The sequence below is a fragment of the Nostoc sp. genome (assembly GCF_036917755.1).
Classification (GTDB): Bacteria; Cyanobacteriota; Cyanobacteriia; order Cyanobacteriales; family Nostocaceae; genus Nostoc.
The window spans coordinates 129,758-140,262 of the sequence record NZ_JBALFC010000106.1 but is presented as its reverse complement, the minus strand read 5'-3'; the positions used below and the strand labels follow the sequence as shown (position 1 = coordinate 140,262).

General features: G+C 41.0%; 9 protein-coding genes and 1 pseudogene. 9 read left to right on the top strand and 1 reads right to left on the bottom strand.

Annotated features, from left to right (window positions below):
• The 9 genes and pseudogenes from V7L05_RS23030 to V7L05_RS22990 all read left to right on the top strand — a co-directional run.
• Window positions 1-666, top strand: a pseudogene (locus V7L05_RS23030) (hypothetical protein); the annotation flags it as partial.
• A gap of 620 nt (window positions 667-1,286) precedes the next feature.
• Window positions 1,287-1,472: a hypothetical protein gene (locus V7L05_RS23025; RefSeq protein WP_335167403.1), complete on the top strand. Its 186-nt coding sequence runs from the start codon at window positions 1,287-1,289 to the stop codon at window positions 1,470-1,472.
• A gap of 185 nt (window positions 1,473-1,657) precedes the next feature.
• A complete protein-coding gene (locus V7L05_RS23020; protein WP_335167401.1) occupies window positions 1,658-3,550 on the top strand; it encodes a lipoxygenase family protein in 1,893 nt (630 codons plus the stop codon).
• Window positions 3,551-3,566: 16 nt separating this feature from the next.
• On the top strand, window positions 3,567-3,728 hold the full coding sequence (locus V7L05_RS23015; protein WP_335167399.1) for a histidine kinase: 162 nt from the start codon (window positions 3,567-3,569) through the stop codon (window positions 3,726-3,728).
• On the top strand, window positions 3,718-5,067 hold the full coding sequence (locus V7L05_RS23010; protein WP_335167397.1) for a cytochrome P450: 1,350 nt from the start codon (window positions 3,718-3,720) through the stop codon (window positions 5,065-5,067). Before V7L05_RS23015 ends, V7L05_RS23010 begins: the two co-directional genes overlap by 11 nt.
• Before the next feature lie 106 nt (window positions 5,068-5,173).
• Window positions 5,174-5,776, top strand: coding sequence for a hypothetical protein (locus V7L05_RS23005; RefSeq protein WP_335167395.1), 603 nt, complete (start codon window positions 5,174-5,176; stop codon window positions 5,774-5,776).
• Between the two features lie 108 nt (window positions 5,777-5,884).
• Complete coding sequence (locus V7L05_RS23000; protein ID WP_335167393.1) at window positions 5,885-7,564, top strand: alpha/beta hydrolase; 1,680 nt, start codon at window positions 5,885-5,887, stop codon at window positions 7,562-7,564.
• A gap of 876 nt (window positions 7,565-8,440) precedes the next feature.
• Window positions 8,441-8,668, top strand: a complete 228-nt coding sequence (locus tag V7L05_RS22995; RefSeq protein ID WP_335167390.1) for a hypothetical protein — start codon at window positions 8,441-8,443, stop codon at window positions 8,666-8,668.
• 243 nt (window positions 8,669-8,911) lie between these two features.
• Entirely contained in the window at window positions 8,912-9,730 is an 819-nt protein-coding gene (locus V7L05_RS22990; protein ID WP_335167388.1) for an extracellular catalytic domain type 1 short-chain-length polyhydroxyalkanoate depolymerase, read from the top strand.
• A 103-nt stretch (window positions 9,731-9,833) separates the two neighbouring features.
• On the opposite strand, the gene V7L05_RS22985 is transcribed toward V7L05_RS22990, so the two are convergent.
• Window positions 9,834-10,415 (bottom strand): Uma2 family endonuclease, encoded by a 582-nt coding sequence (locus V7L05_RS22985; RefSeq protein ID WP_335167386.1) that lies wholly within the window; start codon window positions 10,413-10,415, stop codon window positions 9,834-9,836.
• Between the last annotated feature and the right edge of the window lie 90 nt (window positions 10,416-10,505).

The following is a 10,505-nucleotide window of genomic DNA, read 5'->3' as shown; positions in this document are numbered from 1 at the left end:
GGCACTACTGCAATTTTCTTAGGTTTGGGTGCTGGTGGTATCGTTGCAGGTGTCGCAGCTACGCCCGTCGTAGACATCGCTGTTTTTCGCGGTAGGGCTGGCGATGGTGTAATATTAGGCACTACTGCAATTTTCTTAGGTTTGGGTGCTGGTGGTATCGTTGCAGGTGTCGCAGCTACGCCCGTCGTAGACATCGCTGTTTTTCGCGGTAGAGTTGGCGGTAGTGTGGTATTAGGCGCTACTGCAATTTTCTTAGGTTTAGGTACTGGTGGTATCGTTGCAGGTGCGATCGCTGTTTTTCGTGATAGGGTTGGTGGTATAGTTGTAGGCGCGATGGCTGTTGGCTCTGGTTTAGGTAGTGGTGGTATAGTTGCAGGCGCGATCGCTGTTGGCTCTGGCTTAGGTACTGGTGGTATAGTTGCAGGCGCGATGGCTGTTGGCTCTGGTTTAGGTACTAGTGGTATAGTTGCAGGTGCGATCGCTGTTTTTCGTGGTAGGGTTAGTGGTATAGTTGTAGGCGCGATCGCTGTTTTTCGCGGTAGGGCTGGTGGTATGGTTGCAGGTGCGATCGCTGTTGGCTGTGGTTTAAGTGCCGGTGGTATGGTTGTAGGTGTCGCAGCTACGCCCATCGTAGACATCGCTGTTGGCTCTGGTTTGGGTTGCTGAGGAGATAGATTTGCTGATTCCGCTTTCTGCCGTCTTGGTTCTGACTCGAATACCTTTGCTGGAGATAAGGTTCTTAAGTCAAAAGGACTCTTGCTAGAAGCTTTATGTACATCGGAATTAGCTGACTTCACAGCAGAAACAGGTTTTTTCGGTAAAGCTTTGCCACCTGCAATTGAATCTTTAGTAGCCCGGAATAAGGTTTTTTGGGGTGTGTGTGTTTCATTGGGATCAACTTCAACTACCTCAATTGGAATCTCTTGCTTAGACTCAGGCATAAAAGCTCTGAGCCAATATTTGCTCCCAATCAGTAAAATAGAGTGTAGAAGGATGGAAATAACTAGACCTTGGAGCATCTGCCCTGGACGCACACTCCGATAGCGCTGAAATTCATGAGAAAAAGCCATATTATTGTGCTTTCGCGTGATAGATAACAGCCTCAACAGTCTATTTACAGGGTACAAGCTTCTGTACCAAGTACATAAGTATTGAGTTATTTTTAATTCACTCCCCACTCCCCACTCAGCACTCCTGAAAACATCGGTAAGTGTGTAGTGTGTGTCTCAAGTATTAATGTAGATATAGGCACAGCACAATAACTTGCATTACAGGAACTACTAATAATGAACCGCTCGAAAATAATTGCCATTCTTACAGGTGCGATTTCTATCATTTTAGCGATCGCCTACCTCATCCTAGTCCAACTGCTGGACTATCGTGACATGAAACCCGCTCCCATCAGCCAATTTAACCAAGCGCCTGCGATTATTTCTGATTGTTGGCAGATTGACAAAATTCCCGAAGTGTAAATTACATTTAAAAACACGCGGTAGGGGCAGATGCGCTTACCCTGTGTTCAGAATTCGAGGGTTTTTATAAAATTTCTTTTAGAAAAATCAGAATTTTAAACTTGATTGCGATAATACGTTTAGTTGACTCAAACCTGTTTATTCTAAACTGTTAAAGTTCCCCATACTACAAGCGAGTAGGGTCAATGACTGCTTCATTACCAGATAATTCGATCAGTTCCTCAAGCACTCAAAATCTAGACATAGCTAGGCAAGAGTATCAATATAACTACACCCATATTCCACCTATTGCTATGGTGGATCAGCTTTCTCTTGCGGAAGAGTTCGCCACTAACTGGTATTTTTTATTAGCCCAGCAGTTACGAGTTGTTTTTGTCAATACCCTGATTGTGAACCGAGGCAATCAGGGTTCTAAATCGATTCGTGATGATGTCGAAAAGTTTATTTTAGAAGCCTTGATCAAGGGAGCAATACCACTTCGATTCAGCATTCTGGCGAGAATCGTGCAAATTATCCCCCAGTTTTTACTTAAAGGGATATCCAAGGATGTTAGAGAACTCGACGAACTTTTCTTTCATATTCTTAAAGAAAACGGACTTGTGATCCTTAGAGATACTCTAAATCGGGTAATTACCCTTCTATATGAAGGACAGCCCACAGGACACGCAACCAGTCTCAAGGACTACGAAAATTTGTTTCCGGTGATTGGTGTACCAGCGATCGCCAAAACTTACGATAAAGATGAAGTATTTGCTTATATGCGAGTAGCTGGCTACAATCCCGTCATGATCGAGCGAGTAACCACTCCAGGCGATCGCTTCCCAGTCACAGACGAACATTACCAAGCAGTGATGGGAACTGACGATTCATTAGCAGCAGCCGGACTTGAAGGAAGGCTCTACTTAGCTGATTATAAAATTTTATCCGGTGCGATCAACGGTACATACCCACATGAGCAAAAATATGTCTATGCTCCCCTAGCACTGTTTGCCTTACCCAAAGGCTCAGATCCCACCCGTCTATTGCGTCCGATCGCCATTCAATGCGGTCAAACCCCAGGATCAGATTATCCGATCATTACCCCTAACTCCGGTAAATACCCTTGGCTATTTGCCAAAACAATTGTCCAAATAGCAGATGCCAACTTCCACGAACCTATTACTCATTTAGGAAGAACTCATCTCTTGGTTGGTGCTTTTGCGATCGCCACCTATCGACAACTGCCCCTCACCCATCCCCTAAGAATTCTGCTGCGCCCGCATTTTGACAGCACCTTAGCAATTAACGATGCCGCCCAACGGATTCTCATTGCTCCTGGTGGTGGCGTCGATAGATTACTTTCAGCATCAATCGATAACTCTCGCGTTTTAGCAGTGCTAGGGTTGCAAAGCTATGGTTTCAATAGTGCCATCTTACGCAAGCAATTCCAACAGCGCGGCGTGGATGATCCCAACCTATTGCCTGTTTATCCTTACCGGGATGATGCACTATTAGTGTGGGATGCCATTCATCAATGGGTTTGGGACTACCTGAACCTTTATTACACCACCGATGAAGACATTCAGAAAGACACAGCCTTGCAAGCGTGGGCAGCCGAAATCTCAGCTTATGATGGTGGTCGCATCCGCGATTTTGGCGAAGATGGTCGCATCAAAACGCTCAATTACCTGATTGATGCCACTACGCTGATTATTTTCACCGCCAGCGCTCAACATGCAGCCGTTAACTTTCCGCAAAAAGATTTGATGAGTTATGCCGCAGCCATACCAACGGCAGGTTATTTACCAGCCTCAACTCTCAAAAGAGAAGTTACTGAGCAAGACTACCTCAATTTGCTCCCCCCTTTAGATCAGGCGCAACGGCAATACAACCTACTCACCTTGTTGGGGTCTGTATATTACAACAAGCTGGGCGAATATCAGCAAGGATACTTTACAGACCAGAAAGTAAAACCATTGTTACAGGCATTCCACAGTAATCTTCAGCAGGTAGAAGATACTATCAAGCAACGTAATTTGCACCGTCCAAGTTATGAGTATCTGCTTCCTTCTAAAATTCCTCAGAGCATCAATATCTGAATTGGGGATGAGGGAGATGAGGGGGATGAGGGGGGTGAGGGAGAATGAGGGAGAAGAATTAGTAACCAATGCCCAATGCCCAATGCCCAATGCCCAATGCCCAATGCCCAATGCCCAATGCCCAATGCCCAATGCCCAATGCCCACTAAAACACCAAAGTAAATATTATGACACTTAAAGATAAAGTTCTCAAAGGTCACGATCGCCAGCTTTGGCTTGCACCTATACTAGCCAAAGTAGGTTATAACACTGCGATCGGCAAGCTTCTACGCTTGATTTTTTATTACATGGATGCATCAATCATGCTCAACGCATGGCGGGATTTTCTCTACATCCGTAAGGACAATATTGGAGACAAGTATTTTGCAGTAGACCAAGCAATTATGCATTCCTCTCACGCCCAGGTGAGGGAACTAATGCAAACCCAACCACAACTGCGGGGAAATGATTTAGGCATCATCAGAATATTAGCTCCTAGCTACCTACTTGATAATCCTCTGAGCTTGGGAACAAACGGTAACGAACACACAGGACTACGTGCTGTATTCTTACAAGCCTTACCGGAACCGTCAGAGCAGATAGACTTTTTAGGGTATCTAGTAGAGCAAAGCCTGTTAGAGGCTGCTAGACAGAGCAAATTACACATTGGCAACGATTTGCCAAAGATCATGCTGTCAATTTTACACCAACTGGTTTTTCAGATATCTTTATCTGAGGAAGAAATCACAGCATCGAGTGGTTACATTAAAGGTTTGGTTCTCGCATCCTTGCCAAATTTCATTAGTAAGTATCTGCTAGCAATATTAACAGCGCCAAAAATTCGGCATCGTCAGTATTTAACCAAGAAATATCAACAATCTAGCAAATGGGCATCTTACTTTGAAACAGGCGCTCAGTATCAGTTGAACGAACACCAAATCGCTAATAGCCTTTTCGATATGATTCATATTGCCGGTACTGCTGGCACAAGTGGGCTTTTGGGATCTGTTATTGGTGTTTTATGCTTGGATAATGCCCTCAGAAATAATGTAGTGTCAGAAATCAATGCAGTTTGGAATGGCAAGGAAAGTTTAAACCCAGACGCTCTAGAACAGTCAACACTTCTCAGTCAAGTAATTCTGGAAACGGCTCGTCTCTATCCACCTGTGCGATTTGTTAGCCAACTCACCACTGAAGCGGGTGAAGTTGAGATTGGAGAACAAAAATGTCCATTCCAAAAAGGTACTCGACTGCTTGGTTCTATTTTTACAGCTAATCGGGATACCAACAGATACCAAAATCCAGATGATTTTGACGTAACACGAAATTTTTCCGATATCTTATCTTGGAACGGCGAAGGGCATGAACGAGCTTGTCCTGGTAGATCCTTATCAATTGGCTTTATCAAGATTTTCTGTTTACATCTGTTCAAAAACTATCAATGGGACTCAATTACAGAAGTCAAATGGGATTTTGAAAAAGTGACTGCCGTTACTCCTAATAATTTAGTGCTACAAGGTTTTGCTCAACGACTGTGAGTAGTGAGTCACCGAAGTTCAGAGAGCGTCTTGATTCTGACTCCTGAATTCTGAATTCTTCTTCAAGGTTTTTTGAGTTTATCTTAGTTACGAATTACAAATTAGTATGACTGAATTAATCGAGAGAAAACAACTCAATAATATTGCAACCTGGATGATTCCAATCAAAAAAACAAACTTACCATCTGTACTTAAGGGTGTGTTTTTTCTGGATGGCAATCCACTGCCAGATACTTGCATCACTATGTACAATTTAGAATGGGATACACAGAACAGAACTTTGCTTTTACCAGTCTTTGCACCGTTGCAGTGGACTTTTCATAACTCGATTGCTGGCTGGATATTACTACGTTTAATTCAATGGTTTGAGGTAATTTACAAAATTCAGTTTGAAGATGAAACTTTGCAGCAAGCTCAAATCATACCTATTTTGCTGGGAATACCAATTTCAACATCCATTGTAAATTTTACAATGTTCCAGGACAAAAATTCTCTCAATGGAGATATTTGGCACAGAAAAAACCTTTGGTTCGGCGGACTTTCTCGGGCTGGTGAGTATACTCTCCGTAGGGTTGTTGATGAAGATGGTCGTTATACTCCTGCTTTTAACGATATGCTTCCTAGAGTTCCAAATGAGTGTTTAGTGATTGCAACAAACTCAAAAGACAACGCATCTAGTAATATTAGTAATAGCCAGTTTGTTAGGTAAAAAACTTAAGTAATAATCCTGACAAAAATTGTGTTTACGACCACGATTTTCAGCAAAGTTTTAAGCACTATTGCTTATACTTAACCCAAGTTGTAAAGGAAAATAGACATGACGAACTCTCCTGATAAGAAGAATCTGGCAGACAATCAACCGTATCAAATTTACGAATTTAACAAAAATAACCAAGAAAAAATTTCTGGTTATTTCGTAGTTAGTACTGCCAAACTCAATGTTGAGACAGAAGAAAATAATTCTAACAACTATTTATCAACAGTTGTTAATCAAAACTTTTTTAATATCAATGATAGACAAGCTGAACCTTCAGCCAAAGAGATGATTGATAAAATTGCTGAAAGTTTACAATCAAGCCCAGAACCAGAAATTATTATAAATATTCATGGATATAGTTCTACACCATCGGATACAGAGAAAGGCTGCAAAAAAATTTATGAATATGTTAATACACATATTCAGCAACCAAATAAGTATATTTTTATCGGATATAGATGGCCTTCTGAAAATCCTATAAAAACAGATGAGTCTGGTTCCTTTGGGCAAAAGCTAATCAACGCACTGTATTCTCTACCAACTTTACTAGCTATCAATTTAGTTGTGGGACTAACAATTAGTATATGGTCTACCATAGTTTTGTTGTTCCTAGATATTTTGAGTAATAGCGCTGTCCACTTTTTCACGGTGTTGTTAATTTTATCTGGCATTGTATCTTCAATTATTTTTACATTAATTATCCTCAGAATATCTACTTACTTTCGTGATACTTATAGAGCGATTAATTATGGTGTCACAGACTTAGTTGAATTGATCAGACAGCTTGATGTTACAGTAAAGTTACCCGCTAATAAACGCATTAAATTGTCATTTATTAGTCATAGTATGGGTTGTTTTGTCGTTACAGATGTAATTCGTATCCTCTCTGATATTTTTGACGTTAAATCTATTAATAAAGAACCTGATTCAGATATTGGCAATGTATTTCGCTTAGGCAGACTTGTGCTAGTTGCACCTGATGTTCCTGTAGAAACTATCTTGCCAGGACGAGCTAATTTTCTTCGTTCTTCTTTACGTCGGTGCGAAGAAGCTTATATCTTTTGTAATGAGGGAGACTTAGCATTACGACTTACCTCCACTGCTGCAAATTACTTTAGTTTCCCCGCACGAACTCGTATTAGTGGCTACAGGCTTGGTAATATAACAGTTAAGCATTTCAACAACAAAAATGATACAGTTGGTCACACACCCAGATATGGAGTTGTTAATTTACACAAACAAGACTATGATAAAGATTATACACTCGATAAACCTTATAACTATTTAGAAATTCGCTCTTCTAATAGCGAACATAGAAAACTTGAAGAGATAACTGAAATTTCCGAAAATGAGGTTCAGCCCGCAGATTTATTTACATATTTTGACTGTACAGATTATAAAGATGATCGGAGTGCCCAGATAGGAATTGTTAGTTCTGCCTTAGAAAAGCCAGCGATAAATTTTGGCAATTATATTTTACTAACTTTGGCATTTATTCGGAAGTCTATTAATAATAGAGATCCTCAAGGTGTTGATACCCACACTGGCTATTTTCAAGGTGCTTTTAGTCAAAAAGCTATCTATGAATTAGCTTTTTTAGGATTTCAGGGATTTTTGAAATCTTTGTCAATTGAGGGAGATGAGGAAGCTCAAATTCGTGCTTTTTCTCAAAAATGCCAGGAAAAGCAAATTCAAGTCATTCTTGCACCGCAAATTTATCAACAAAAGACTCAAGATTAGACTGACCAACAATCGCACTCTCATCAAGTGAGTTCGACGAACCTCTCCCTGCCTTGAACTAAAATTCAAGTCTGTCCTCTCCGACTCGGAGAGGGACAGTTTTGCATAGTAAAACCTCTTAGAGGTGAATGGCACTAAGTACACCTCACCGTAAAAGGGGTTCGCAAATATTCAGACTTGATGTTGGGTAACACTAAAGTTCTACCCAACCTACGAATAATTAAATTCCATACCCTTTTTGTGGTGTTCTGTACTAAGAAAAGTCCAAAAGCTTGTGTCGCCTCGTTCCCAGCCTGGAGGCTGGGAATGTATTCCGAGAGGTTCTACCTCTGGTCAAGAAAGAGGAGGCGGCAGCCCTCCCAGCATGGGTTCCCAGCCTCCAGGCTCTTAACCAGTCAGGGCAAGGGGTGTATCTTAACTTAGTGCCATTCTTCTTAGTGGTCTTTTGATTAAGGGCAGAAAGTAAACTCACACCGCTCTCAAAACCCCTCGTTAGCGATCGCGCTGCACAGACTCAGTTAAACTTGCTGTAACTCTTGAGAAAGGTGAAGATAATAATTCGGTGGGTATAGACGGGGAAAATAATCAGGTAGAAATACTCAACTATTCTTGGTGGGATAGGGTAAAATATTACGCGCTAACACCTCTTTTTTGTCCCAAGTCCAAAATATGACTAAAGTCATACTGAAATTATGACTTTATTCCACTGTGTCTTTTTATTTAGTATTTTATACTGAGAGCTATAGAGCAAACCAATCAAGGCGTGTAACAGGCAAAACTTCCTATAATCCTAAAGATTAGGTAAGAATATATGTTCACAAATTATTGAGGAATGCTCTAGAAAACTCAAGCAAATTAATTGATGGAGATTTGAACATGAAACGTATTCTATTAGGTACATTACTTGCACTACCATTTGTAATTTCCTCCTTACCCTCACAGGCATCGGCAGCAGAAATCATTGCCAGACCCAGTGTCCATAAACCTGTTATTGTTGCTCGAGTTCACCGGAAGTTAATTCCTGCACATTACGAAACAGTACGACGCGGTCATAAGTTGGTTAGAGTTCGAGTTCCTGCTCATTATATAACTGTAAGAGCTTAATATTTATAATAGAGAGTAACAACCCAAGTAGGGTTTTTACTCTCTATTTAGTATAACTTTGCTGGTAAATAAGACTTTTCAAGTGAACGAAAGTATCTTAATCGATTCAATTTAATTACCATGAATATATATCATAATTCTCGATTTATTACAAAGATTCTTATATTTCTACTTACAGTTACTTTAGTAACGGCCTCCAATTCCATTCAGGCTGAAGAAAGAAATATATCTAAAGAACAAATCGTGAATGGTGATAATTATGGAGAGCTATATGACCAAGGAAAGTTACGTACTTACTATTTTTATACTCCAAAATCTTATAATCCAGATCGCCCGATGCCGTTAGTTTTAGTGTTTCATGGGGATGATGGTAGTGGTCGGTCTATAAGTAATGTGACTCGCTTCAATGAATTAGCAGATCAAAAAGGATTTATTGTTGTTTATCCAGATGGAATTGACCAAAAATGGAGCCTTAGAGGTAACGCTCAAGGAAGGGTAGATGATGTTTTGTTTGTCAGTGCTTTGATTGATCATCTTCAGCAGCAAATCAATATTGATAGTCATAAAGTTTATGCTACCGGTTTTTCTAGAGGTGGAATACTTACCCAAGCATTGGCCTGTAAGTTACCTGATAAAATTGCTGGTTTTGCATCAGTAGCTGGTTCGCTCCCAGCTAGACTCAAACCTAATTGCCAGCCTCAAACTCCCATATCGATGTTAATGATCAATGGTACAAACGATCACGATGTACTTTATGAAGGTGATGACCACACTCAACGAGGAGCGCTGGTTTCTATCTCAGACATGGTAGATTTTTGGCGATCGCACGATCAATGTACCTCATCAAATGAATCTCCGCAGTTTTCTAAAGTTCAAGTAAAAAGCTCTCTTTACAAAGGTTGTAGTGGTAACTCAGAAGTTTGGCAGCTAGCGGTAGTAAATGGTGGACATTTTTGGCCTGGTGGTTCTTCAACTGACGAGAGCCTAAATAAATTCAATGCTAAACTGGGGCTGAACGCCAGTGAAACGATTTGGAACTTTTTTCAACGCCACAGTCAGTAGACCGAAAACTTTTGCAAGCACACTAAAGCTGAAGCCAATCTAATCATGAGTAGACGCTGTATACAAGCGGTTACGCGTCTACGCATCCTTATCGCTCATCTATTCAATTTTCGGTGGCTTCGGTTTCAAACTGCACTTGTCGGTACAAATGAGTAATCGCTATTTCCACATCCACCGATTCCAGTCGCAATCTCTCGTCCAAATTATACTCCGACAGCACCCATTTTCCTTGTTCGTTGCGCCGAAACACTTCCACACTCGGTTGAGCTACTTGTACTAAGACATATTCTTGCAAAGTTGGAGATTGGCGATATTTGGCAAACTTTTTTCCCCTATCGACTGCTTCCGTTGAGGGTGATAGCACTTCGATAATTAAGCAGGGAAATTGTATCAATTGTGGATCGTCATCGCGTTCATCACAAGTTACCACCACATCTGGATAAAAATACTTTTGCCCCGGTTCTATCTGCACCTTCACATCTACAATGTATACTTCGCAGGTTCGATCGGCTAGGGTATCATCTAAGAGCTTAAAGAAGTTTCCAGAAATCCGATTATGGTTGCGTGTACCACCGCTCATCATCACAACTTCGCCATCCCAATACTCGTAGCGTTCCTCTTGAGTGGGTTCCCAAACCAGATATTCTTCTGCACTCATCAAAGTGTTGTCGGGTAAAGCAACCATTGGGGCGATCTCTTAATGATTCACTTTATCTAGGATAGCGAAAAAGGGCTTATTTTTATTGCTACCCTGACCAAGCACTAATGTCCCAGT

Excerpts from the sequence above, each read along its gene's own strand:
- V7L05_RS23025 (WP_335167403.1), top strand. The coding sequence starts at position 1,287 with ATGAACCGCTCGAAAATAATTGCCATTCTTACAGGTGCGATTTCTATC.
- V7L05_RS23000 (WP_335167393.1), top strand. The coding sequence starts at position 5,885 with ATGACGAACTCTCCTGATAAGAAGAATCTGGCAGACAATCAACCGTAT.
- V7L05_RS23020 (WP_335167401.1), top strand. The coding sequence starts at position 1,658 with ATGACTGCTTCATTACCAGATAATTCGATCAGTTCCTCAAGCACTCAA.
- V7L05_RS22995 (WP_335167390.1), top strand. The coding sequence starts at position 8,441 with ATGAAACGTATTCTATTAGGTACATTACTTGCACTACCATTTGTAATT.
- V7L05_RS23010 (WP_335167397.1), top strand. The coding sequence starts at position 3,718 with ATGACACTTAAAGATAAAGTTCTCAAAGGTCACGATCGCCAGCTTTGG.
- V7L05_RS22985 (WP_335167386.1), bottom strand. The coding sequence starts at position 10,415 with ATGGTTGCTTTACCCGACAACACTTTGATGAGTGCAGAAGAATATCTG.
- V7L05_RS23015 (WP_335167399.1), top strand. The coding sequence starts at position 3,567 with ATGAGGGGGATGAGGGGGGTGAGGGAGAATGAGGGAGAAGAATTAGTA.
- V7L05_RS23005 (WP_335167395.1), top strand. The coding sequence starts at position 5,174 with ATGACTGAATTAATCGAGAGAAAACAACTCAATAATATTGCAACCTGG.